General features: G+C 30.6%; 19 protein-coding genes. 7 read left to right on the forward strand and 12 right to left on the reverse strand.

Features of this window, described 5'->3' with window-relative positions:
* Window positions 1-140 precede the first annotated feature (140 nt).
* Both Q4528_RS08510 and Q4528_RS08515 read right to left on the reverse strand, forming a co-directional pair.
* Window positions 141-1,943, reverse strand: coding sequence for an acyltransferase family protein (locus Q4528_RS08510; RefSeq protein WP_046466514.1), 1,803 nt, complete (start codon window positions 1,941-1,943; stop codon window positions 141-143).
* Window positions 1,944-2,376: 433 nt separating this feature from the next.
* On the reverse strand, window positions 2,377-2,685 hold the full coding sequence (locus tag Q4528_RS08515) for a metal-sulfur cluster assembly factor (RefSeq protein WP_017637409.1): 309 nt from the start codon (window positions 2,683-2,685) through the stop codon (window positions 2,377-2,379).
* A 112-nt stretch (window positions 2,686-2,797) separates the two neighbouring features.
* On the opposite strand from Q4528_RS08515, the gene Q4528_RS08520 reads away from it, so the two are divergent.
* Both Q4528_RS08520 and Q4528_RS08525 read left to right on the forward strand, forming a co-directional pair.
* Window positions 2,798-3,622: a Cof-type HAD-IIB family hydrolase gene (locus Q4528_RS08520; RefSeq protein ID WP_017637410.1), complete on the forward strand. Its 825-nt coding sequence runs from the start codon at window positions 2,798-2,800 to the stop codon at window positions 3,620-3,622.
* A 76-nt stretch (window positions 3,623-3,698) separates the two neighbouring features.
* Window positions 3,699-5,015, forward strand: a complete 1,317-nt coding sequence (locus Q4528_RS08525) for a CoA-disulfide reductase (RefSeq protein WP_046466513.1) — start codon at window positions 3,699-3,701, stop codon at window positions 5,013-5,015.
* A gap of 66 nt (window positions 5,016-5,081) precedes the next feature.
* On the opposite strand, the gene Q4528_RS08530 is transcribed toward Q4528_RS08525, so the two are convergent.
* From Q4528_RS08530 to Q4528_RS08565, 8 genes are all read right to left on the reverse strand, one after another.
* Window positions 5,082-5,483, reverse strand: a complete 402-nt coding sequence (locus Q4528_RS08530) for a YisL family protein (protein WP_029055580.1) — start codon at window positions 5,481-5,483, stop codon at window positions 5,082-5,084.
* 238 nt (window positions 5,484-5,721) lie between these two features.
* Entirely contained in the window at window positions 5,722-6,624 is a 903-nt protein-coding gene (locus Q4528_RS08535) for a fumarylacetoacetate hydrolase family protein (RefSeq protein WP_017637413.1), read from the reverse strand.
* 135 nt (window positions 6,625-6,759) lie between these two features.
* Window positions 6,760-10,419, reverse strand: coding sequence for a helicase-exonuclease AddAB subunit AddA (addA, locus tag Q4528_RS08540; protein ID WP_303521249.1), 3,660 nt, complete (start codon window positions 10,417-10,419; stop codon window positions 6,760-6,762).
* Window positions 10,416-13,886: a helicase-exonuclease AddAB subunit AddB gene (gene addB / locus Q4528_RS08545; protein WP_303521251.1), complete on the reverse strand. Its 3,471-nt coding sequence runs from the start codon at window positions 13,884-13,886 to the stop codon at window positions 10,416-10,418. The genes addA and addB overlap by 4 nt, the downstream gene beginning before the upstream one ends.
* Window positions 13,887-14,101: 215 nt before the next feature.
* Window positions 14,102-14,677, reverse strand: coding sequence for a signal peptidase I (lepB, locus tag Q4528_RS08550; protein WP_017637416.1), 576 nt, complete (start codon window positions 14,675-14,677; stop codon window positions 14,102-14,104).
* A gap of 18 nt (window positions 14,678-14,695) precedes the next feature.
* Window positions 14,696-15,217 carry a signal peptidase I gene (gene lepB / locus Q4528_RS08555; protein ID WP_017637417.1) on the reverse strand — a complete coding sequence of 174 codons (522 nt, stop codon included), beginning with the start codon at window positions 15,215-15,217 and terminating at the stop codon, window positions 14,696-14,698.
* A 4-nt stretch (window positions 15,218-15,221) separates the two neighbouring features.
* Entirely contained in the window at window positions 15,222-15,797 is a 576-nt protein-coding gene (locus Q4528_RS08560) for a TVP38/TMEM64 family protein (RefSeq protein ID WP_303521281.1), read from the reverse strand.
* A gap of 205 nt (window positions 15,798-16,002) precedes the next feature.
* Entirely contained in the window at window positions 16,003-17,334 is a 1,332-nt protein-coding gene (locus tag Q4528_RS08565; protein WP_029055583.1) for a glucose-6-phosphate isomerase, read from the reverse strand.
* Between the two features lie 323 nt (window positions 17,335-17,657).
* Here Q4528_RS08565 and Q4528_RS08570 point away from each other — a divergent pair, with 323 nt between their 5' ends.
* The 5 genes from Q4528_RS08570 (at window position 17,658) to Q4528_RS08590 (ending at window position 22,980) form a co-directional block, all read left to right on the forward strand.
* Complete coding sequence (locus Q4528_RS08570) at window positions 17,658-18,860, forward strand: argininosuccinate synthase (protein ID WP_046466509.1); 1,203 nt, start codon at window positions 17,658-17,660, stop codon at window positions 18,858-18,860.
* Window positions 18,853-20,232 carry an argininosuccinate lyase gene (gene argH / locus Q4528_RS08575; RefSeq protein ID WP_046466508.1) on the forward strand — a complete coding sequence of 460 codons (1,380 nt, stop codon included), beginning with the start codon at window positions 18,853-18,855 and terminating at the stop codon, window positions 20,230-20,232. Before Q4528_RS08570 ends, argH begins: the two co-directional genes overlap by 8 nt.
* Window positions 20,233-20,434: 202 nt before the next feature.
* On the forward strand, window positions 20,435-21,343 hold the full coding sequence (locus tag Q4528_RS08580) for a glycerophosphodiester phosphodiesterase (RefSeq protein WP_046466507.1): 909 nt from the start codon (window positions 20,435-20,437) through the stop codon (window positions 21,341-21,343).
* Between the two features lie 381 nt (window positions 21,344-21,724).
* Window positions 21,725-22,627 carry a glycerophosphodiester phosphodiesterase gene (locus Q4528_RS08585; protein ID WP_427704023.1) on the forward strand — a complete coding sequence of 301 codons (903 nt, stop codon included), beginning with the start codon at window positions 21,725-21,727 and terminating at the stop codon, window positions 22,625-22,627.
* 62 nt (window positions 22,628-22,689) lie between these two features.
* Complete coding sequence (locus Q4528_RS08590) at window positions 22,690-22,980, forward strand: TfoX/Sxy family protein (protein ID WP_303521254.1); 291 nt, start codon at window positions 22,690-22,692, stop codon at window positions 22,978-22,980.
* Between the two features lie 75 nt (window positions 22,981-23,055).
* On the opposite strand, the gene Q4528_RS08595 is transcribed toward Q4528_RS08590, so the two are convergent.
* Together Q4528_RS08595 and Q4528_RS08600 are read right to left on the reverse strand one after the other, a co-directional pair.
* Entirely contained in the window at window positions 23,056-24,300 is a 1,245-nt protein-coding gene (locus Q4528_RS08595) for a Glu/Leu/Phe/Val family dehydrogenase (RefSeq protein WP_029055589.1), read from the reverse strand.
* 109 nt (window positions 24,301-24,409) lie between these two features.
* A complete protein-coding gene (locus Q4528_RS08600) occupies window positions 24,410-25,600 on the reverse strand; it encodes an ornithine--oxo-acid transaminase (RefSeq protein ID WP_017637427.1) in 1,191 nt (396 codons plus the stop codon).
* Window positions 25,601-25,951: the final 351 nt, after the last annotated feature.

The raw sequence follows: 25,951 nt of genomic DNA on the forward strand, positions 1-25,951 counted from the left end.
AATGGATAATACCGAAAAACTCAAACTAAAACCTCTTTAAGTATTGAATTGACATATTTTCAAATAATAAACAAAGAAGTAGTATTGAGTACGTTTAGTTTAATAAACATCTTTCAATACTACTCCATTATTTGATTAGATTATTTCTTTTTAATATGTTTTAAAATTTCGTCAGTAAGTGCTTTTACGCCACTATTTTCTAAATGAATTCCATCAGGAGCAAAGTATTCTGTATGACCCTCTGATCTTTTATACCAATCAATTAAAGTCACATTTCTCTTATCTTTTGCTGCATCAGCCATTAGCTTATTAACATGATTTTCATAACCTCTTGGTACTCGTGTATTTACTAAATAAATTTGAGCTTTACCAAATTTACTAATTAAATCATCAAGCTGTTCTTTATTAAAATCACCATTAGTACCTAATTCTAATACAACTTGATCAGATTTTTTATTATAATGAGAATAATTTTGTTCTGCTAATGGAATTGCTTGATATAAATTTCTACCAACCTTACCATCAATTTTAGCTTTTGGCACACTGTCTTTAAAAGTTTCCCCTATGTCTACCATTACTGAGTCACCTATTAATAATGGACTAATATCTGTATCTACATCTGTATCATTTTTTCCATTTTGACCAATTTTATCAATAGGAATCATTCTAATTAAATACTTATCTTCAAAATCTGTGTTAAATGAAATGGACTTATGATTAATTTTATCTTTACCTAGTCCATCAAATGAACCAATCATAATAAAAGCAAATGGAATAATTAAAATAATAATCGTAATCGTTCTAATAAGTGCAGGTTTATACTTACGTTTCAAAGTAAATGCCTTTAATCCTTGTTTTCTGAAAGGTGTTTCTACATAACGATATGACAACTCAGCGCAAACAAATGTTAAAACAATATCTATAATGTAGACATATAAAGGAATTTGTCCATCAATATAATAGCTATGAATAAAACTAATAATCGGAAAGTGCCATAAATATAAACTATAAGACCGTTTACCTATGTATACAAACAAAGTATTACCTAATAGTTTAGACACAAATGTTGCTGGATGCACCACACTAGCAATGATAAATAAAGTCATAGCAGAAATAATATAAAATCCACCATTATAAATCCAGTCACTTTCGTCTTGAACAGTTACAAATAATAGAATTAAAAATGCTAATCCTAATATGCCTACTATATCTATTGCACGCTGTAACGCTTTAGGAGGTTGTGCTTTTAATTTGAATGGTGGCCATAAAAATGCCAATATGACACCTAATAATAATGTTTGTAAACGCGTATCAGTACCAAAATATACTCTTGAATGGTTCAAATGTGGCTCTGAAATGATAATCATTAACATAAGTGATAATAATGATATGATCCAAAAAATGAGCGTCACATTACGGTATTTCTTTAAAGTTAGTAATAAAGTAATTAAAACTATTGGAAAAACTAAATAAAACTGTTCTTCAATAGCTAATGACCATAAGTGTTTAAGTGGCATAAAAGAGAATTGTTCAAAGTAGTTAACATCCTTAGCGATATACCACCAATTTGAAACATAAAATATTGCAGCAATAATATCATGTTTTACTCTAACTATCTCTTCTGATTTAAAAAGTAATGTGGCTATACCAACTACTAATAATAGCGCTAATACAGCTGGAACTAACCTTTTCAAACGACGTAACCAAAAATTCTTTAAATTGATTATGCCATTTTCTTCGTATTCTTTTAATAATAAGCTCGTTATTAAATAACCTGAAATAACAAAAAATGTATCTACACCTAAAAATCCGCCTGTTAACCATTGTTTATTTAAATGGTAAATAATAATGCCGATAACAGCAATTGCTCTTAAACCATCTAAACCAGGCATATATCTTAATTTCTTTCCCCTATTTCTAGTGCTTTTATATTCCTTATTCATATTTCACTTTCTTCCCATCAAATCATTTTCGAATATTCATAGTAGTTTAAGTTTTATATTAAAATAGTCATGTATCTTGTATTTAATCTAAGTTTCATTACTTATTGAGAAATAATTAAAACAACTTGATAAATCTTATGACTAATAATGATTTGGTTAAAATAAACTTGCAACAACTTATTTATTACTTAAATTTATTGTATTCAAGTTACAATTAGTCTTAATTATTGTAATACAACCGTAATATAAATTCAATTTAAATAGCAATTGAATATTATTTATTTAATGACGATTGTATTTTTTTAAAATTTATTAATAAATACATTTTTATTTTCAGAATATTGGTTTCTTATCGTTTAGATAGCGTAAATTTTTAAATTTAATTCATCTTAATTTGCCATCTCTAATTTAGACCACATAAAAAAGAATTAGATTAACCAACACCTAGAGCAATTTTCGCGTATCTAGACATCATATCTTTATTCCAAGGTGGATTCCATACGATATTAACTTCAGTATCTTGAATTTCTGGAATCTCTGCTAATACAGTTTTAATTTGATCAATAATTTGCGGTCCTAAAGGACAACCCATAGAAGTTAATGTCATCTCAACAGTACAAAGTCCTTCGTCATCTACATCAACTTTATATACTAATCCTAAATTAACAATATCAATACCTAATTCAGGGTCGATTACCATTTCTAGAGCTCCTAGGATACTATCTTTTAATGCCTCTTCCATTAGTATCACCTCTCTATATTTTCTTTATACTAATATATCAAATATCCGACAAAACGCCAATAAAATGCTATGATACAACTACAATATATTATTACGACATAAGGAGAACGTTATGCAGCCTCATTTAATTTGCTTAGACTTAGATGGAACATTATTAAATGATAATAAAGAAATTTCTAATTATACAAAACAAGTTTTAACAGAATTACAACAACGTGGTCATTCAATCATGATTGCTACAGGCCGTCCATATCGTGCCAGTCAAATGTATTATCATGAATTAAATATGGATACGCCGGTCGTAAACTTTAATGGTGCGTATGTACATCATCCTAAATCAAACGATTTTAATACAATACATGAAGTTTTAGATGTTGATATTTCTAAAAATATTATCGAAAAATTACAGCAATTTCATGTAACTAATATTATTGCTGAAGTAAAAGATTATGTGTTTATTAACAACCATGATCCTCGTTTATTTGAAGGTTTCTCAATGGGAAATCCTAGAATACAAACTGGTAATTTATTAGAACAACTTAACGAAGCACCAACATCTCTATTAGTAGAAGCAGAAGAAAGCAAAATTCCAGAAATCAAAGATAAATTAACACAGTTTTATGCTGAAAATATTGAACACCGTCGTTGGGGTGCACCATTTCCTGTTATTGAAATTGTTAAACGCGGTATTAATAAAGCTCGTGGTATTGACCAAGTTAGACAATTTTTAAATATTGAACCAGAACATATTATTGCTTTTGGTGATGAAGATAATGACATCGAAATGATTAAATACGCACAATATGGTATTGCTATGGACAATGGTCTTCAAGAACTTAAGGATATTGCTGATGAAACTACATTTAGTAATAATGAAGATGGTATTGGAAGATATTTAAATAATTTCTTTGATTTGAATATACGTTATTATTCATAAGAATAGCGTTTCAACACATCTGAGATAGATATACTATGCTGTCTCAGAATTTTATTATATCAGGGGGGATAACCGCATGAGTAAAATAGTTGTCGTCGGTGCAGTTGCAGGTGGTGCAACTTGTGCAAGTCAAATTAGACGTTTAGACTCTGAAAGCGAGATTATAATTTTTGAAAAAGATAGAGATATGAGCTTTGCCAACTGCGCATTGCCTTACTATTTGAGTAATACAATTACTGAAAGAGAAAAAGTGTTAGCTTATACTCCGGATAAGTTTTTCGATAAAAAACAAATATCAGTTAAAACGTATCATGAAGTCATTGCAATTAACGATACCAAACAAACTGTAACCGTTAAAAATAAAAATACAAATGAATCGTTTGAAGAATCATATGATTACTTAATTTTAAGCCCTGGTTGTAGTGCAAACCGACTTAATTTTGATACAGACTTAGCTTTTACATTAAGAAACCTAGAAGATACAGACGCTATCAATTCATTTATTGATAAAAATAATGCTCAAAAAGCATTAATTGTAGGTGCTGGGTATATTTCATTAGAAGTATTAGAAAATTTATATCATAGAGGATTAGATATCACACTTATTCATCGTTCTGAACAGGTAAATAAATTAATGGATCAAGATATGAATCAACCTATCTTTGATGAATTAAAAGATAAACATATTCAATATCGTTTAAATGAAGAAATTGCTGATATAAATGGTAATGAAATTACATTCAAATCAGGAATAAAAGAAGACTACGATATCATTATTGAAGGTATAGGTACTAAACCTAACTCTGAGTTTGTAAAAAGTTCTAACGTTCAACTTGATGAAAAAGGATTTATTCCAGTGAATGATGCTTTCCAAACAAATATAAATAACATTTATGCTCTTGGAGATGTCATTACATCACATTACAGACATGTTGATTTAAAAGCAAATGTTCCTCTAGCCTGGGGCGCACATCGTGCTGCGAGTATTATTTCTGAACAATTAGTAGGAAATGATAATATTAAATTTAAAGGATATCTAGGATCTAATATTGTTAAATTTTTCAATTATACGTTTGCTAGCGTTGGTGTTAAACCAGAAGAATTATCTCAATTCAATTATAAAATGGTAGAAACTAAACAAGGCGCACATGCAGGTTATTACCCAGGAAATACACCATTACATCTGAGAGTATACTTTGATCAAGATACTAGAAAAATTATACGTGCAGCTGCAGTTGGGCAAGAAGGTGCTGATAAACGTATTGATGTATTATCTATGGCAATGCAAAATAATATGACTGTTGATGAATTAACAGAGTTTGAAGTTGCGTATGCCCCACCTTATAGTCATCCTAAAGATCTTATTAATATGATTGGATATAAAGCACAATAAAAAACATGCAAAACGGTTAATTAAAATCGTTTTGCATGTTTTTAAGTTTATAAATGATTTAATGACCTATCCTAAACCTAACATTTTTGAGATAGGACCCCAAGGAAGAATAACACCAATTGCCATTGTTATAATAATTAAGACAATTGTACTCCAAAATAATTTTGTAGAATCTTCGTGTTTCTTTCTTTTAGTAATAGAAATTTCCATTAATGCAATAACACCTAAACCACACAACATTTTCAATGTTAAAAGCATATGATTGCCGCCTTCACCATTACTGGCTGCAGCAAATTCTTTAATTAATTCCCAAAAACCAGAAATTAATGTTAATAGCATAAACAATCTTAATGCCATCTGTAATGGTTTAAAATATGGTGTAGCTCCTTGTGCTTTAGAAATGTTTAAGTATGCAGCAATAAAAAGAATAATTGCTAATACCCAACTTAAAATATGAACATGTAACAAATCAATGTTCCCCCCCACTTAATATTTTACTTAACTAATGATACCACAAAACGAACAATTTATTTTAAATGATATAAGTATATAATTTATTACCCTTTTTTAAAGAGATTGTTCGTCATAGTAATAAACAAAAATATAAAACTCTAACCCTAAGCCCAAACATAATTATAGCCTGAGACATTTACTTATGTCCCAGGCCTTTAACTATATTATCTAATTAATTATAACTAGTTTAATCTTATTCAGAAATGTAAGTAGTTAACGTACCAATATTATCGATAGTTACTTTAACTTCATCACCAGGTTGTAAGAATTTTGGAGGTTGCATACCAGCACCAACACCAGCTGGCGTACCAGTAGCAATAATATCTCCAGGATGTAAAGCAACGTATTTAGAAATTTCTTCGATTAATTCGTCAATTTTTAAAATCATTTCACCTGAGTTACCATCTTGACGAATTTCATTGTTTACTTTAGTAACAATATTAACGTTTTCAGGTGTAGGTAGTTCATCCTTAGTTACGATGTATGGTCCCATTGGGCAACCACCTGTTAAACTTTTAGATAAGAATGCTTGGTCGTGGTTATTTTGGGCATTACGGTCAGTAATATCATTGATAATTGTATATCCATAAATATAGTCTAACGCTAATGCTTTAGGAATTTTCTCTCCTGATTTACCAATTACAATACCTAACTCGCCTTCATAATCTAATTGATCAGTAATATCTTTGTGATTTGGAATTGTTGCTAAATCACCTGTTAATGATGATGCTGCTTTAGTGAAAACATATAATCGTTGTACTTCATGGTTTAATTCACTTGCATGATCTTCATAGTTACGACCAAATGCGATAACGTTATTTGGTGGAGTAACCGGTGGTAAAAATTCAATATCATTAAATGAAATTTTATAATCTTCAGCTTTACCGCTATCTTCAGCAGCTACAACTGCTTTACGTACTTGTTCTTGGAAATCTAACGTTTGGTTTTGTTGTAATCCTGCTAATAATGTTTTCGGATGAAAATCACTTTCTGCAAAATCTGCAAATACTAATGTTAAATCCCAAACAGCATCTTCACGTTTAACTTTAACACCATATGAAGTTCTGTCATTATGCTTGAATGATAAAAATTTCATTCATAATCAACTCCTCATCTATATCTTAATACATATTATAACTGTTATGACCATGAAATAACAAATATATAAGTAAGAAAATTAAGAAAGTTTCTACATATTCGTTTTTTCAAATTATCCGTAAGTAAGAGTATCTTAATTGTCATCAATTTCTAACATGCCAAATTTAAAGAAATATAAATAACCTTTGACCTTAGTTTGAAGTATCGTTTCTAAAGTATTGCGGTAATACTTCATCTGTATGCGATACTTATCCTTCAATTGTTGACCGATTTCTTCATCTGTTAATCCTCTTCGACGGTTAAAAGCGTCTGTCTTATAATCTACAAAATAATATTCTTTATCTTTAACATAGATTAAATCAATCATCCCTTGAATAATTGAAACGTCTTCATCTTTCAGTTCTAATTGATCAACTTTAGATTGATTCACTACAAAAGGTAATTCTCTATAAACTTGATCAGCGTTTGCTATTTCTAAATACAAATTACTATTTATAAAACGCATAATTTCTTTATATCTAATATCTTCTTTTGCATCAGATTCAATGATATATTTATCTATAAGCTGATTGATATATTGATCTAAATCATCTTCAGTCATTCTTTCTTGGTTAAATGGTAAATGTTGCATTACTGTATGCATCAATGTACCCACTTCATTCGCTTTGCGTTTTCCTTGTTGACTTAAAAATTTAGGACGTTCATATGTTGAGACACCTATTCTATACTGTCGCACTCTGTCATAGTTAGTCCCACTTTCTTCCGTTTCAAGTTGACGTTTTAATTCTGATACAGATTGTTTTGACGGTTTTTCAGTGTCGACTAAATAAGGATATTCGAAAGTTAACTTGTCTTTTATTTTAGCTTTAACATCTTCGTTTCCACTTTGATACATTTCAATATCTTCTATACTTCTATGTTCTTGATCAGTAGTTGCAATCTCTGTAGAAATATCTTCGAAATGATCAATAAATAATGTCACTCTTGGTTTTACATTACTATCCAATTGTTCAACATCTTTTTCAAATTTTTGATCATTTGTAATACTAGACGATTGATATTTTGATAATATGCTATAAATCATTGTAAATGGATTAGATGCAGTTAAACGTTCATTAACAGCGATATGATTTCCCGAAATAGGCAATCTTTCTAGTTTATCTAATTCCTTTTCATCTTTAATTCTACCTATTAATATCAATTGTTCCTTGGCTCTTGTTAATGCTACATAGATTAAACGCATTTCTTCAGAAATCATTTCTTTTTCATTAATTGCAGAATAAGCGACTGAAGACAACGATGGATAAGCAATATCTTTTTCTACATCAAAGTAATCCATCCCTAATCCATATTTCTGATTCAAAACTACTTGTCCTCTTAAATCTGTTTTATTAAATTTCTTAGATAAACCAGAATATATGACAAATGGAAACTCTAAACCTTTACTACTATGAATTGTCATCATACGTACTACGTTATCGTTTGGCCCTACAATATTTTCTTCACCAAAGTCTTTACCTCTATCAATTAGCTCATCTATAAATCTAATAAATTGATACAATCCACGGAAACTGGAGTTTTCAAATTCAATAGCCTTATTAAATAGTCCATATAAATTTGCTCTACGTCCTCTACCACCTATTAAGCCACTAAAATATTGAATAACAAAATGATCGTTATAAAATTTATCAATTAATTGATAAACCGGATAACGTTGGCTATATTCTTGATAGTGTTGAATATCATCTAAAAAGTGTTTTAACTTTTTAACTAACTTTTTATTAGCAACATCATTATTAATATATTGGTGAATTGATTGATAAAAATAATCATCATTAGGACTAAATACACGAATATTTGCTAATTCATCTTCTGTAAATTGATAAATAACTGAGCGCATTAATCCAACCAAATAGATATCTTGTAACGGATTATCAACTGTACGTAAAAACGATAATATAAGTCGTACTTCTGTCTGTTCGAAATAACCTTCTCTACTGTTCACGTGAAATGGAATATCATTATCTTTAAAAGCTTGCTGTAAATTACGCGCTTGACCATAACTGCGTTCTAATATAACGATATCTTTATATGTCGCAGGTCGATATGAATTAGATTTCATATCATATACTTTTTTATGGTCTAAAATGTCTTTAACTTGCTCAACTATATAATTAGCCTCTTGTTCAGTACCAGTTAAATCACTATCTTCAGAACTCGCTTCAACCATTGTACGTAATTCTACATTATGATTAACATCGTCAAATGGCGCACCATAATATAATTGTGCCGCTTCATCATAAGTAATTTCTCCTACTTCTTCATCCATCATGTGTTTAAATAGATAGTTTGTCGTTGATAATACTTCTTTTCGAGATCGGAAGTTTTGAGACAAATCTATACGCATACCTGCTCCTTGTCCTTCGGTATTAAAACGGTTATATTTTTCGATAAATAAACTTGGATCGGCCTGTCTGAATTTATAAATCGATTGTTTAACGTCACCAACCATAAATAAATTCCCATTAGATTCTTCACCTGTTTTGATACAAGATAAAATCTTCTCTTGAACACGGTTAGTATCTTGGTATTCATCAACCAATATTTCAGAAAAATGTTGACGATACATTTCAGCAATTTGTGAAGGTGAACCATCTTCATTAGTTAAAATTTGTAAAGCAAAATGTTCATAATCCGCAAAGTCTAATACATTTCTTTGGCGTTTGTGTTTCCCAAATTCATTGATGACATCTTTCACAATATCTGATAAATATGAAACTCTTGGCGCTAACAATTGCATATCATGTTTCAAATCTTCTGCAGTTCTTGAGAAATAATCACTTTTAACTTTAGTAATCATATCTTTATATTTAGTGTACGCAGCTTTCGCATCTTCTAATGCATCTACCATCATGGCATTTTCTTCTTTGATTTTTGCTGTTATAGCTGGCAATCTACTTGCAAATTGATGATTCACAAGCGTTTCAATTTGTAATGTATCATTTTCAAATAATTGACTCATAAATCGTCGTTCTGATTCTATGATTTCTAACTGCTTATCTACACTTTCCATCATTGAAAATAACTCATAACTTTTATCAAGTGATTCTTGTGCAGCATTTATAAAAATCATTGCCAAATCATTTAATAATTTTAATAACTCATCTTGTTGTGATTCATCCATATATGGTGTTGAAAGTTGATTTAACCATTCTTGAGGATTCGGGTTAGCAATACTAAAGAAATAAAGTTGTTTAATAATACTTCTAAATTGTGTATCACTACGGTCATTAGATAATTGTTCAGTTAAATCAATAAATTCTGGTTTCAAATAATCATAATGTCGCTCTAACACTTCATCAATCGTTTGTTCTAAAAGTAAGATATTTTCTGCTTCACTACTCGTTCTAAAATTAGGATCAATATCTAGTACGTCATAATGTTGTTGAATTAATTTCAAACAAAAACTGTGTAAAGTGGAAATCTGAGCTTGATGTATTTTGATACGCTGATTTTTCAAGTGTTCATTATTTGGATCTTCAATCGAAGCTTGTTGAATACGTTGGTCAACTCGATGTTTCATTTCTCTTGCACTTAAATTAGTAAATGTCACTACTAGTAAATGGTCTACATCAATTTCATCTCTTAAAATACGTTGAATAATTCTTTCAACCAGTACAGCTGTTTTACCAGAACCAGCAGCTGCAGCTACTAAAATATCTTGACCTTTGGCATAAATACTGCGCCATTGTGCATCTGTCCAAATAACATCTTGTGGTTTCGTAGGTATCATTCAGTTCCACCTCCATTTTCTTCCATTTGTTGAATCGCTTCTATTGGATTAATGGACTCATCAACAGTGCGATATCTTTTACTATCTATCATGCCATCTACATGACAAACAGATTGGTAACTACAATATTGGCATGGCAATGTTTGTTTATATTTGAGTGGTGCTACTTCTGTATGTCCATCCATAATATGACTTGCCGTTTCAATAAAATTCTTTTTATTATGTTCTATAAATTTGTAAATAGTGTTTTCATCTGCAACCTGACTACTAGCTTTATTTATTGTTCCTTTAGCAGTTAAACCAACTGGCACAATATCAGATTTGAATTTAGGTTCTAATCTAATATCTAAAGCATCTAACACATTTTCATCACTATTAACTAATCCACTCATCTTAAATTTATTAATGTGCTCTTTTTCTAATTTTTCTTGATCAATTTCTAACCAATTTTTCAATTTGAGTCTTGGTTCATGAACATGGAAGTATAGTAAGCCACCTGGTTTAACGATATCTGTTAAGCCTAATCTTTCTTGGTTTTGTAATACGATGTCCATATAAGTCATCATTTGCATTTGTAAACCATAGTAAACTTTTGTTAAATCAAGTGTTGCACTATTTTTTGATGATTTATAGTCAATAATATTAACGTAACTTTGATTTTCTTTTGTATAAGTATCTATTCGGTCAATTTGACCACGTATATTAATAGGAACACCTTGTGTAGTTGTTAATGATTTAGCCATCAATTCTTCATCAGATTTAGGTGATTTACGGAAGCCCGTTTCAAATTGTTGTGGTTTGAATTTCGTATAGTCTCCTTGATATTTCAAAGCACTTAAAGTTGTTTCAACAATTGCGCCTATTCTTCTGGATAAATAACGATAATAAGCTGATGAATTTAATAGATTAAATTGAACTTTAGGTAAAATTTGTTCAAGCGCTTCTGATGTTAATGTTTTGATTTTTTTCTGATCAAGATGTTTAAAGTCTCCATCTATACGATCAGATATATATTTCAATACAGAATGGAAAATATCACCTAAATCAAAGTTTTGTAGTTCATATTTTGTTCGCTCATTTAATCTTAAACCATGTGAAGCAAAATGTTTAAATGGACATTGTTGATACCCTTCGAATCTAGATACACTCGCATTAATCGTTTTACCGTATAAATCCTGTGCCAGTGTTTCACTAAGCTGCTTCGTCTCATTATCGTAAGTTAACGAAGTGATTAAATAATCCAATCCCTCATTAAGACGCTCATCGTCTCTCATTACTTGATATGCATCAAGCCATGTATCTGCTACAATTTCTTCATCTAACCAAGCTCTTAGTGACTCAAACAAATTAATTTTTGTTTGATGAACATGCTCAATTAATGAAATAGGATGTTCTTGATGCATTTGATGAATATTTATTACATCTAAATTGTCATAAATATCTTTTATTTGTGCTAAAAATGGACTCATTTCTTTTTCATCACCTGATGACCCCATCAAGCTATATGAAAATGTAACTCTATTTGTTGCACGAGTCATAGCAATATAGCATACAAATGCTTCATCCATTTGTAAGATATCTGACGTTGGGCTTAATTCTATTTGTGCATTTTGTTCGAATAATTTTTTCTCATCATCACTAATTAAGCTTGAAGAAGAAATAGGTTGAGGCATAGAACCATCATTCATACCGACAAGATAGATATGCTTTTTATTATCTACTTTAGCTAAATCCATCGTACCAATGCTTATTTGATCAAGTGTTTGAGGAATCATCACAAATTCTAATTGTTCTAATCCAATATCAAATACTTCTAAAAAGCGAGTTAATGTCATGCTTTCATGTTCAAACACAGTTACCAAATCATCTAGTATTTGAATTAAACCATTCCAAATTTGATCAATTTCTTCAGCTTGTTCATGGTAACCATCATTATCTAAAATATCTCGTTGTGTCATTAATTGATTGGGTAATTCAAAATATTCCATACTTTCATAAAATGCAGTAGCAAACTCACGAACTGTGTTACCTTCATTCATTGCTTGTTCAAAATGAAGAATTTTATCAATCACATCATTTTTTAATTTAACAACTTGTTCGAATGTCTCTCTTTCTTCTTGTGTAAGTTGATGTTCTTTACGACCCATTTTTCTAAAATTATCTACATTAAATAAATCGTCATCTAACCATCTTTTTCCATAAATACCACGTTCTATAGCAAAATTTTCTAATAAATCTATTAGGTGTGTACTATTTTTATATTGGTTAGTCAGCACATCTGTTTTCAATAAACGCATCATTGCATTGATATGCCAATTAGTTTGGATTACTTCGATTAGTGAACGAATCATTTCCATAATAGGATGATGTGTCATTGAACGTTTTGTATCTATGTTAAAAGGAATTTGATATAGCGGTAAAATAGATTCAAATAAATCGGCATATGATACGTCTCGATATAAGATTGCAATATCTTGAAATCTCAATTGGTTATCACGTGTATCTTTAAGAATTTGTCTTGCAATTTCATTAATTTCTTCTCTCATACTAGAAGATTCAAGAATATCGATATGCCCCTGATTTTGTTGAGGCGTTAGTTGTAATGCGTCGAATTGGGATTCTAAAGCTTTTAGATCATTGTGATTAAATCGATAGACTTCATTGAAAAGACGCTTTTGAAGTTGGATATGTAAATCTTGAGCAATCTCTTCTAAATGATTTAAAACTTCAGATGGCTTTCTAAATAAACTGAAAGCATCTTGATTACCATCAGTAGTTAATAATACCGTTACTTTTTTAGCATTTCTTACTAATGCTTGAATCATTTCGTATTCAAGAGTTGAAAAGTTATGGAAACCGTCTATGTATATTTCTGAGCGTTTTAGCCATTCAGATTTATCCATTTGTTCGATAAATTTTCGTAACGAATCTTCAACTGTAATAAAATTGCCGTGAGTTCGAGACTCAAATTGTTTGTATATTAAAGAAATATCTTCTAATTTATGTTTAGTTCTGGTTTGAATATCGTGTGTATTTAGAAATTCATCAATATGTTCAGGTAAGACAGAATATTTTTTAAAATCTTGAATTTGTTCGGCTAATTTCTCACTAAATCCAAAGTATTTGGCTTGTGATTTATATAATTTCATATCTGATTGATATTGTTGTACTAAATGATAAATCATCATTTCAGTTGCCGCTTTAGATAATCGTTGTTCCGTAAATCCCCCAACTTCTTGGAACACTCTATGGCTTAATCTTTCAAAGTGAAGTACCTCTGTTCTTAAACTTCCATTTAATGTTGAATCATTAACAAATGCTTGTTCCAATTGAAAAGTACTTTGAGTTGGAGCGATTAAAATAATTGGATCACCAAGTGGGTCAGTTTTCATTTTATCTTTAATTTCATTAACCATAGCTGTAGACTTCCCTGTCCCAGCTCTCCCTATATATGCATTTAATTCCATAACAACCCTCACTCCTTTGACAACATTTTAACATAAAGCAACACTTCATTTTCACAGAATTACATTATTGAACCTAATAGCTATCACTATTAGGTAAGTCATACTAATTTGTTTTACAAAAAGTATGACTTTCCGTTATACATATTTATTCATTAATATATCTACACAATTTTACACACAAAAAGCGATAGACTTAGCGTCTATCGCTTTCAAAATTAATTTTTAGTATTATCAGGATTAAAGTTAGCTTTAAATTCATTTAATGGCCAGAATCTGAACGAAACTTTACCAACAATTTGATCTTTATTAATCAAACCAAATGAACGACTATCTTTACTTACTTCACGATTGTCCCCTAATACTAAGTATTTACCTTTAGGGATGACATTTGATTTAGGGTTAGCATTAGGTAAATCTTTCACTTGGAAAGTACCAGTAATATATTCAATCTGTTTTCGTTTCTCATTATAATTTAAATAAGGTTCATCCTGTTTCTTACCATTTATATATAATTGGTCTTTTTTATATTCTACCTTATCTCCTGGAGTACCAATAACACGTTTAACGTAGTCATCTTTTTTATTAGCATGGAAAACAATGACGTTACCTTTTTTCACATCGCCAATTTTATAACCCATAATGTTTACGCCAACACGTTCCCCATCTTTTAATGTTGGATCCATTGAGTCACCTTTAATTGTATAAGGTTGACCAACAAAATCCTTTATAAACCATACAAGCAAAACTGCTATTGCGATGGCGACAATCCATTCTATAATTTCCTTTTTCAAATTACACACCTCTTATATTCATTTAAAGTCTGTCGTAAATGCATCAAACGGATAATATTTTACACTTACATCACCAATAATATTACTTTTATCAATTAGACCATAACGTCTTGAGTCTGATTTTACACTATCGTTATCATTTAATACAAAATAGTGTTTGGGTGAAATGATATCTCCATCTGAATGTTTCATATTTCTTAATGAAACATTATTCAAATCTCTATTTTTAGCGTACTTATCTTGAACTACTCTATCGTCTCGATAAAGCTTGTTATTTCTAATTTCAATAGATTGTCCTGGTTTCCCAATTATTCTACTAAAATGTATTCGTCCATTATCTTTATACATCACTATATCACCAGTATCTAATAAATTAAATGTGACTTTAATTTTATTAACAATCAATCGGTCACCTTCATTTAATGTAGGTGCCATACTTTGATCCTGTACAACAGCACCTCTGATGATAAATGTTTGAATGAACATTACAATAATAATCGCAAATATTAAGGAAATCAAATATTTAATAACAGTTTTCAACTTTTCACTCCTTAGTAGAGCCCATAAAATGTTTTTCTACCTTTTTACTTACAAACCAAAGTAAGACAAATAATAATAACGTCACAATAGCTCTTATCGGATTAGTGAAAATCGTCGTTACCTCTCGACCCATTATCTCTAATACAGTTATGGAAATCAATTTAGATAATGTTAAAACGATAAAATAATACTTTGTTTTAATATGTGAAAGACTTGCTACCACATTAATCAATGTATTTGGCGTAAATGGAAAACATAATAAAATAAATAGTGGTATTAAGCCTTGTCTATCTATAAAACTAATTAATCTTTGTACTGACTTTTTAGTTTTGAATTGTTTCATTTTTTTAGTATTGACTAACCTTTTAAAGATTAAAAACATTGTAAATGTACCTGCTACAATGCCTAGCCAACAAATTATAATGCCTACGACCGCATCATATGTATGCATAATTAAAATGACATAAAGCGTTAAGGGTAAAATGGGGATGATTGCTCTAAAATATATTAGCACAAACCCAGGAATATATCCGAATTGCCGAAATAAATCAAACCATTCTTCTAATTGTTCAAACGACAAAACATCAAATCCTTTCTTGGTAAACATTACCTTATTTATTATAGTTGTAATTATAGTATTTTGAAATAGCAATCTTCTTTTAAAGCAATAAATACATCTGAAGTTTGAGAAAACAAAACCACTTTACAACATGAAAGGCTAGGACAAGTTAGTCCTAGCCTTATAATTATAACATTTATTTGTTATAAAATATATTTTTTATAGATTATAGACGTGCTTCAAGATCTTTTTTCATTTCTTCAAATCCTGGTTTACCTAATAATGCAAACATATTTTGTTTATATGCTTCAACACCAGGTTGATTAAATGGATTTACGCCTAATTGATATCCACTCATAGCACAAGCTAATTCGAAGAAGTAAACAACATATCCAAATGTTTCTTCATCTAATCGAGGAATATTAACAACGATATTAGGAACTCCACCATCAGTATGTGCTAATAATGTACCTTCAAATGCTTTAGTATTTACCTCATCAATTGTTTTACCAGCAAGATAATTTAATCCATCTAAATCATCACTATCTTCTTCAATTGTAAGATCATGTTTAGGATTATTAACTTTAACAACTGTTTCAAATAAGAAGCGACGGCCTTCTTGAACATATTGTCCTAATGAATGTAAATCTGTAGTATAGTTCGCGCTTGAAGGATAAATGCCTTTAAAGTCTTTACCTTCAGATTCACCGAATAATTGTTTCCACCATTCATTGAAATATTGCATAGAAGGTTCATAGTTAATTAACATTTCAGTAGTGTAGCCTTTGCTATATAAAAGGTTACGGATTGTAGCATATTGATAAGCAATATTCTCTTCTAATTTATCTGAAGATAATTCTTCACGTGCTTTTGCTGCACCAATCATCATTGCCTCAATATTAATACCTGCAGCTGCAATTGGTAATAAACCAACGGCTGTTAATACTGAATAACGTCCACCAACATCGTCTGGTACTACAAATGTTTCATAACCTTCATTTGTAGCTAATTGTTTTAAAGCGCCTTTTTTCTTATCAGTAGTAGCGAAAATACGTTTTTTAGCTTCTTCTTTACCATATTTATTTTCTACTAATTGTTTAAATAAACGGAAAGCAACTGCTGGTTCAGTTGTTGTTCCTGATTTTGAAATGACGTTTACAGAAAAATCTTTATCTGCTAAATAATCAACTAATTCTTTTGTATAACTAGAAGATAAGTGATTACCTACAAATACAATTTCAGGATAGTCATTATTTGTTCTGAATGAAGAAGTAAGCATTTCAATAGCGGCACGTGCACCTAAATAAGAACCACCGATACCAATAACAACTAATACATCAGAATTGGCTTTAATACGTTTAGAAGCTTCTACAATTCTTGAAAACTCTTCTTTATCATAATCAACAGGAAGATCAACCCAACCAAGGAAATCTTTTCCAGCGCCAGTACCTTCATGTATCGTTTTGTGTAATGTTTTCACGATATCTTTTTGTTGTTCTAATTCATGTTCTCCAAAAAATTCTAAAGTCTTACCATAATCTAATTGAATATGAGTCATCTAAAAAGCCTCCTATGTTTTTACTACTTTAATTCTACTAAGTTTATATTTGCTATTCAATTCACAAGTCTCCTTTTTACTATTAAAAATGAACTTTCAGTGTCATTTTAGTTTCCAAATGTAATCTCTTATCAATACAATATGCATTTTTCTAAAAATTTAATAACTTTAGAAATTCTTTTATATCAGCATATATTAAAGATAATATTGAAAACATCTCATCTATCAAATGTATATTTATGTAGTATTATGGTTTATTTTTCATTAGCAGTCTGTTATGATGAATTTATATTAAAATTCTGAAAATAATTTGAGGTGTAAATATGAAAGAGAAAATTGTTTTAGCATATTCTGGAGGATTAGACACAAGCGTAGCAGTACAATGGTTAATAGATAAGGGTTACGATGTTGTAGCATGTTGTTTAGATGTTGGAGAAGGAAAAGACTTAGATGTTGTACATGAAAAAGCGTTAAAAATGGGCGCAGTAGAATGTCATATTATTGATGCTACAAAGGAATTTAGTGATGATTATGTAAGTTATGCTATTAAAGGTAATTTAATGTATGAAAATGCATATCCATTAGTATCAGCATTATCACGTCCACTAATTTCTAAAAAGTTAGTAGAAATTGCTGAAAAAACAAATTCAGTCGGTATTGCTCATGGATGTACTGGTAAAGGTAATGACCAAGTACGTTTCGAAGTCGCAATTAAAGCACTTAATCCAAAACTAAAAGCATTTGCACCTGTAAGAGAATGGGCATGGAGTCGTGAAGAAGAAATTGATTATGCAATCAAACATAATATTCCAGTATCAATTAATCATGATTCTCCTTACTCAATTGATCAAAATTTATGGGGTAGAGCTAACGAGTGCGGTATCTTAGAAGATCCTTATGCTGCCCCACCTGAAGATGCATTTGATTTAACGAATGCACTTGAAAATACACCTGATGAATCCGACGAAATTATTCTTTCATTTAAAAATGGTATACCTGTTCAAATAGATGGCAAAGATTATGATTTAGACGATTTAATCCTTTATTTAAATCAATTAGCTGGTAAACATGGTATTGGTAGAATTGACCATGTTGAAAATAGATTAGTCGGCATAAAATCAAGAGAGATTTATGAAACACCTGGTGCAGAAGTGATTTTAAAAGCTCATAAAGCACTTGAAACAATTACTTTAACTAAAGACGTTGCACACTTTAAACCAGTGATTGAAAAGCAATTTTCTGAACAAGTATATAATGGTTTATGGTTCTCACCTTTAACTGATAGCCTAAAACAATTTATTGACAGTACACAACAATATGTCGAAGGAGATGTAAGAGTTAAATTATTCAAAGGCAATGCTATCGTAAATGGTAGACAATCACCTTATACTTTATACGATGAAAAGTTAGCTACTTATACAAAAGAAGATGCGTTTAATCAAGAAGCAGCTGTCGGATTTATCGATATTTATGGTTTACCAACGCAAGTTAATTCTATGTTACATGGAGGCTACAGTAATGAGTAAAAAAGCTTGGGGAGGAAGATTCGAAGCACAACCAGAAGATTGGGTTGATGACTTTAATGCATCAATTGATTTCGACAAAAATTTAATAGACCAAGATATTCAAGGTAGCATTGCACATGCAACAATGCTCGCTAATCAACATATTATTAGTCAAGATGATGCCAAAACCATTATAGAAGGCTTAAAAGAAATCCAAGTAGATGCGCATCAAAATAAAATTGAATTTAAAGCATCGCTAGAAGACATTCATTTAAACATTGAACATGAGCTAATTCAACGTGTAGGAGAAGTTGGCGGTAAACTTCATACTGGTAGAAGCAGAAATGATCAAGTCGCTACTGATATGCATTTATACACTAAAGAAGAAGTTCTAGAAATTATTGAATTAATTAAATCATTGCAGCAAACGATATTAAAAATTGCTAATACCCATATAGACACAATTATGCCAGGTTATACGCACTTACAACGTGCTCAGCCGATATCTTTCGCGCATCATATTATGACTTATTTTTGGATGTTAGAGCGTGATAAATCTCGATTCCAAGATAGCATCAAAAGAATCGACATCTCCCCTCTTGGTGCTGCAGCATTAAGCGGAACAACACATCCTATTGATCGTCACGAAACACAATCACTGCTTAATTTTAGTGCTATATATGAAAATAGTTTAGATGCTGTCAGTGATCGTGACTATATTGTTGAAACACTGCATAATATTTCATTAACTATGGTTCATTTATCAAGATTTTCTGAAGAAATTATTTTCTGGTCCACTGATGAAGCAAAATTCATTACGTTATCAGACGCTTTTTCTACTGGTTCGTCTATTATGCCTCAAAAGAAAAATCCAGATATGGCAGAATTAATTAGAGGTAAGGTGGGTCGTACAACAGGTCATTTAATGAGTATGTTAGTTACACTTAAAGGCCTACCATTAGCTTATAATAAGGATATGCAAGAAGATAAAGAAGGTTTATTCGATGCTATCCATACAATTAAAGGTTCACTCAAAATTTTCGATGGCATGTTAGACACGATGACTGTTAATACTGATCGTCTTAATGAAACAGTTACAAAAGACTTTTCAAATGCAACAGAATTAGCTGATTATCTTGTAAGTAAAAATGTACCATTTAGAACTGCACATGAGATTGTTGGAAAAATTGTATTAGATTGTATTAATAACGGTATTTATTTACTCGATGTGCCTTTAACAGATTATCAATCCTATCACCAGAGTATAGAATCTGATATTTATGATTATCTAAAACCAGAAAATTGTTTAAAACGACGTAAAAGTTATGGTTCGCCTGGTCAAGATGCAGTTAAACATCAACTATCAGTTGCTGAAAAATTATTAAAAGCATAAGTTATTTTGTAGGAAGTCGTTCAGAATTATAGAGTTGTAGCCTGAGACATTGATTTGTCCCAGGCTTTTTCATTTTGCGTAGAAACCACTTTTTTTATATTTATACTTAATAGTTTACCAACTTTTAAAAATAAACATTATATTGTTATACAACTTATAGTATAATTGATAAGTATTTTAAAATTATTGGAAAGGTCATATTATGTATAAATTTCTAAAAGCTGTCTTATTATTTATTTTAGTATCTACAATTTGTGTATTTATTTATTCAAAGTTTCAACCAACAATTGATGCAAAAAGTTCTAAAAAACATTGGTTATCCAACCCTACAAACGAAAAATTTGTAACTATCGCTCATAGAGGTGCAAGTGGTTATGCACCTGAACATACTTTTAATTCTTACGATAAAAGCCATAAAGAAATTGGTGCTTCATATATCGAAATTGATTTACAAAGAACGAAAGATGGACAACTTATAGCTATGCATGATGACTCAGTAGATCGTACAACCAATGGGTATGGTAAAGTAAAAAATTTAAACTTATCTCAAATAAAGCAATTAGATGCTGGAAGTTGGTTTAATAAAGCAAATCCTAAATTAGCTAAATCAGAATATATAAATGCCAAAGTCCCTACTTTAGATGAGATACTTACTCGCTATGGTAACAAAGCAAATTATTACATCGAAACAAAATCTCCTGATGTTTATCCTGGAATGGAATCTCAACTATTACAAACACTTAAACAGCATGGTTTATTATCCAAGACATCTTTAAAAAACGGTCACGTTATGATTCAATCATTTTCTGAAGAAAGTTTGACAAAAATACACAAGTCTAATCAAAATGTTCCCCTAGTTAGATTAATCAAAAAGCATCAGCTACAACATTTAACAGATAAAGATCTTAAACATATTAAAAGTTATGCAACTGTAATTAGTCCTGAATTCAGTGACTTAACTCGTTCTAATACTTCTCACATCAAAGATTTAGGATTTCTTATCCACCCATTTACTGTTAATGAAACTGCAGATATGAAAAGATTAAATGGCTATGGTATTGACGGTGTTTTCACCAATTATCCAGATAAATACAAAAAGGTATCACATTAATTTATTACAAAGGGAGCGGGACAGAAATAATATTTTCTCAAAATTTATTTCGTTGTCCCACCCCGGCAAGGTTGACTAGAGTTGAAAAAAGCTTGATACAAGTGCATTTTCAATTCAGTCAACTACTGCCTATATATAATTGTAGCCTGAGACATTGATTTATGTCCCAGGCTGTTTTTATGTAAAATTACAGTTAAACTTTAATGATATTTTGAAGAATGTATTAATTTTTTTAGAGTTAATTAATTATTCAGTAAATTCTATTTCTAGTATTTGGAAATATTGTCATGATAGTGATAACACACTTATTGAAAGGATGTTATTACGATGAAAATAAACAAATGGGTTTTCGCAAGTGTTGCAACTGTATCTTTATTAGGTATAGCTAATCCTGTATATGCAAGCGGTAATGGACAAACTAATAATGGTCAATATGATCAGCAATCCACACAGTCCTCTTCAAATCAAAATCAATCAACAAATTGGCAAAAAAACCTAACCGGAGAAGCACATACTACAATTGCGCATAGAGGTGCAAGCGGATATGCACCCGAACATACATTCAATTCATATGATAAAAGTCATAGAGAATTAGGTGCTTCATACATAGAAATTGATTTACAAAGAACGAAAGATGGGCATCTTGTAGCTATGCATGATGAAACTGTTGATCGTACTACAAATGGACATGGTCGTGTTGAAGATTATACTTTAGACGAATTAAAGAAACTTGATGCTGGTAGTTGGTTCAATAAACAACACCCTAATTTAGCTAAATCAGAGTATAAAAATGCTAAAGTTCCTACTTTAGATGAAATTTTAAGTCGCTATGGTAAAAATGCTAATTATTATATAGAAACAAAATCACCAGATGTCTATCCAGGTATGGAAAATCAATTAATTCAATCATTAAATAAACATGGTATGCTGACAAATCAATCCCTTAAAAATGGTCACGTCATAGTTCAATCATTTTCTGAACCGAGTTTACAAAAAATGAAACAATTAAGTCCTAATATCCCATTAATTCGTTTATTAGATAAAGGAGAACTAACATCTCAAACTGAATCAGACTTAAAACGAATCAAATCATATGCTATTGGTGTAGGACCAGAATATACAGATTTAAACGAAAACAATACAAAACATTTAAAAGATTTAGGTTTCCTCATTCATCCATTTACTGTTAATAACGAAACAGATATGCAACGTCTAAATGATTATGGTGTTGATGGTGTGTTTACCAACTATGCTGATAAATATAAAAATATAAGTCACGAATGAAATATATGAAGAATATAGGGTATATATTAATAATATTCATATATTAAAAAGGCAGTGAAAAAATGGCAAGCGAAGAAACATTAAATCAATTTTTGGATCATTTAAAAGACGATCATATTACTACTCGTAAAATGATGGGAGAATATATTATATATTATGATAAGGCAGTCGTTGGCGGTTTGTATGACAATCGTTTACTAGTTAAAGCTACAAATTCTTCACTAAGTACATTACCTAATTATGAATTAGTAGAGCCTTATCCTAATGCCAAAAAAATGATACATTATCCTTTTACGGAAGATAGCGATATGATTTTAAAAGTTTTATCCCAAATTAAAAAGGATTTAACATAATTAATCAAAAAAACATTCACTCAATTGTCTTTGAGTGAATGTTTTAATTTAATTTAAAATTATAACAATTTGTGTTTATGCCCAACCACGGTAACGTGCAGCTTCAGCAGTACGTTTAATACCAACGATATAGGCTGCTAAACGCATATCAATTTTTCTATTTTGTGATAATTCATAAATAGTATCAAATGCTGTGATTAATTTTTCACGTAATTTTTCATTAACTTCTTCTTCTGTCCAGTAATAACCTTGATTATTTTGAACCCATTCGAAGTAAGAAACTGTTACACCACCAGCACTTGCTAACACGTCTGGTACTAATAATACACCACGTTCAGTTAAAATACGTGTTGCTTCTGGAGTAGTTGGACCATTTGCTGCTTCAACTACGATACTTGCTTTAATGTCATTAGCATTATCTTCAGTAATTTGGTTTGAAATTGCAGCTGGAACTAAAATATCGCAATCTAATTCAAATAATTCTTTATTTGAGATTGTTTCTTCAAATAGATTAGTAACAGTACCGAAACTATCTCTTCTATCTAATAGATAATCTATATCTAAACCATTAGGGTCATGTAGCGCGCCATAAGCATCTGAAATACCTACTACTTTAGCACCTAAATCATATAAGAATTTTGCTAAGAAACTACCAGCATTACCAAAACCTTGGATAACAACTTTAGCATCTTTAATATCCATACCTTTACGTTTAGCTGCTTGTTCGATAGCTATAACTACGCCTAATGCAGTTGAGCGGTCACGACCTTCAGAGCCACCTAATACAATTGGTTTACCAGTGATAAATCCAGGTGAATTGAATTTATCTAACGCACTATATTCATCCATCATCCAAGCCATAATTTGTGAGTTTGTAAATACGTCTGGTGCTGGAATATCTTTGTTCGGCCCTACAAATTGTGAGATAGCTCTAACATAGCCGCGTGATAAGCGTTCTACTTCGTGAATACTCATTTGACGAGGGTCACAAACGATTCCGCCTTTACCACCGCCGTATGGTAAATTAACAATACCGCATTTTAATGTCATCCACATTGATAAAGCTTTAACTTCTTCTTCATCAACATCTGGGTGGAAACGTACGCCCCCTTTAGTTGGACCTACAGCATCATTGTGTTGTGCACGATATCCAGTAAATGTTTGAACAGTTCCATCGTCCATACGAACTGGTATACGTACTTGTAACATTCTTAGTGGTTCTTTGATAAGGTCGTACATACCCTCATCAAAACCTAATTTATGCAAAGCTTCTTTAATAATTCCTTGAGTAGAAGTCACTAAATTATTATTCTCAGTCATGATCCTTTTCGCCTCTTTTTTAACTAATGATTTCGCTTTCATTCATTATTGTAACACAACTTTATCCTTTTTAAAGGGGTTACAAAATGATTGTTACAACTTTTTGAACTTATTGAAATACTTGTTTAATTTTTTCAATAGCAATGTCTAATTCTTCTTTAGTAATCACAAGTGGTGGTGCAAATCGAATAACTGTTTCATGTGTTTCTTTACATAATAAACCTAATTCTTTCAATGATTCACAGTATGGTCTTGCATTTTCAGTTAACTCGATTCCGATAAATAATCCACGTCCGCGTACTTCTTTAATAGATGGATGTTCAATTTTTTGTAATTCTGATTTAAAGTATTCACCTAGTTCTAATGAACGACCAGGTAAGTCTTCATCTACAATGACATCTAAAGCTGCTAATGACACAGCACATGCTAATGGATTACCACCGAATGTTGATCCGTGAGAACCTGGTGTAAATACATCTAACACTTCTTTGTCAGCTAATACAACAGAGATTGGTAATACACCGCCGCCTAATGCTTTCCCTAAAATATAAACATCTGGTTTAACATTATCCCAATCAGTAGCAAATAGTTTACCAGAACGACCTAAGCCAGCTTGAATTTCGTCGGCAATAAATAAAATATTGTGTTCATCACAAAGTTCTCTTATAGCTTTTAAATAACCTTCTGGAGGAACATTAATACCAGCTTCACCTTGAATAGGTTCAACTAAAATAGCTGCAGTATTGTCAGTAATAGCTGCTTTTAATTTTTCAACATCACCAAAATCAACTTTGCGGAAACCATCAAGTAATGGACCATATCCTCTTTGATATTCTGCTTCAGATGATAATGATACTGGAGCCATTGTACGACCATGGAAATTACCATTAAATGCAATAATTTCAGCTTGGTTTGGTTCAATACCTTTTACATCGTAAGCCCAACGACGTGCTGCTTTTAATGCTGTTTCAACAGCTTCAGCACCTGTGTTCATTGGTAATGCTTTTTCTTTACCTGATAATTCACAAATTTTCTTATACCATTCGCCTAAATTATCACTGTGGAAAGCACGTGATACTAAAGTGACCTTTTCAGCTTGATCTTTAAGTGCTTGAATAATTTTAGGATGTCTATGACCTTGGTTTACTGCTGAATAAGCAGATAACATGTCCATATATTTATTACCTTCAGGATCTGTCACCCATACACCTTCCGCTTCTGAAATTACAATCGGTAGTGGCACATAGTTGTGAGCTCCATAATGATTTGTTAATTCAATGATTTCTTCTGACTTAGTCATAATATCTCCCCTTTGTTTAATAAATATTAAAGCTAATTACCAATATCATAACTGATTTTTACCGGCTCTCAAACTGTTTATACAAATATATTTCAAAATTTTCTAATTATAAAGATTAGTTGAGATTTTCTATTAAAATGCTCAAGAAAATAGGATCAACTTTTAGTTTTGAAAGCCCTTACAAATATAATGACACAAGCCTACTATGTTGTACAAGTAAAAGTTTAAAAATTCATCATTATATATAATTTTAAGTTTTAAAAACATTGTGATATCAGTATTATTAATACATTTTTCATCTGAAAAATTATGATAATTTTCTTTTTGTTTCTATATAAAAAACTAGGATGA

The sequence above is a fragment of the Staphylococcus pasteuri genome (assembly GCF_030547725.1).
Classification (GTDB): Bacteria; Bacillota; Bacilli; order Staphylococcales; family Staphylococcaceae; genus Staphylococcus; species Staphylococcus pasteuri.